Origin of the sequence: Aquimarina algiphila (assembly GCF_007489275.1) — a bacterium.
GTDB lineage: Bacteria > Bacteroidota > Bacteroidia > Flavobacteriales > Flavobacteriaceae > Aquimarina > Aquimarina algiphila.
In genome coordinates this window covers 1-989 of record NZ_VLNR01000185.1, presented here as the reverse complement: position 1 = coordinate 989, position 989 = coordinate 1, and the positions used below count along the sequence as shown (strand labels likewise).

Below are 989 nucleotides of genomic sequence, written 5' to 3'. Positions count from 1 at the left end.
AGGTAAGTATGTATCCAGGAAGAAAAAGTTTTGGTGCATACATTATACAATGCTGCCAATTCGTATTTGTAGTAGGCTTTAAGTTTAATAGGAGATTCTCCTTCGAAATAAATCCCTTGATGCTGTTTCTTTTTCATATTTCTATAATTAAGATATCAATTTTGATCATCCCAATAAGCAACTAAATCTCCTGAGGTATGGTCCTCATCATAAGTGATTATTTGCGGTTCATCAAAAATGTAAACCCCACCTACAGCAGCAATAGCAATATTATGGGTATTGGATAATTTTTCGAGTCCAGTTACAAATTCTCTAAACCGTTCTTTTTTGTTATCGTCTATAGGAGTCTTTTCTTTTGTAACTTCCTTCCAAAGCTTGAGTGCGTCTTTTAGCGCACTTTTTTTATCGGTATATAATCCAAAAATATCCTTTGCTTTAATCCCTCCAGAAAATAAATCTTCTATATCGGCAAGGTTCCGTTCTGCATCTACGAACAACTCCTCGAAGTCTTCCAGTCCAGGATATGGCTTCATTAAGATATAAATGCGTTCCGTATTAATTTTCATAATCTTATTATTTTATTCAAACAGTAACGAACCTAATCCATTCATTTTTGGTATTCAATTGACTATTTATAAAGATTTTTGTAATGGAGGCAGTGCTTCTTTAGGCATTTCTTTAATCAATTCCTCTCCAAGCACATTACCCAAAAAACCACCGATCAGGATAAAAGGATAGGTTTCTTTTGGAGAATATTTTTTGGCTACAATAAAGCCTAGCATACTCCCTATAAGTATTAACCCTGCCTTTTTTGTGTTTTTAGATACCTTCATTAATTCATTCTATTTAATAGAAACAATCCTCCTGCAGCTAGTACTGATCCCCAGGCAATTTTGCTTAACCTTCTTCTACGTTCATCCCTAAAATCCACTAAGGTTACTGTAAACCTATTTCCATATCGTTTTTGGTGTTCCTTAGCAATATCCATA

The 989-nt window shown here is 34.1% G+C and carries 2 protein-coding genes; both read right to left on the bottom strand.

The annotated features are described in order from the left end of the window. Positions 1–155 precede the first annotated feature (155 nt). Positions 156–566, bottom strand: a complete 411-nt coding sequence (locus FOF46_RS31025; RefSeq protein ID WP_143919281.1) for a hypothetical protein — start codon at positions 564–566, stop codon at positions 156–158. Positions 567–632: 66 nt separating this feature from the next. After that, positions 633–833: a hypothetical protein gene (locus tag FOF46_RS31020; RefSeq protein ID WP_143919280.1), complete on the bottom strand. Its 201-nt coding sequence runs from the start codon at positions 831–833 to the stop codon at positions 633–635. Positions 834–989: the final 156 nt, after the last annotated feature.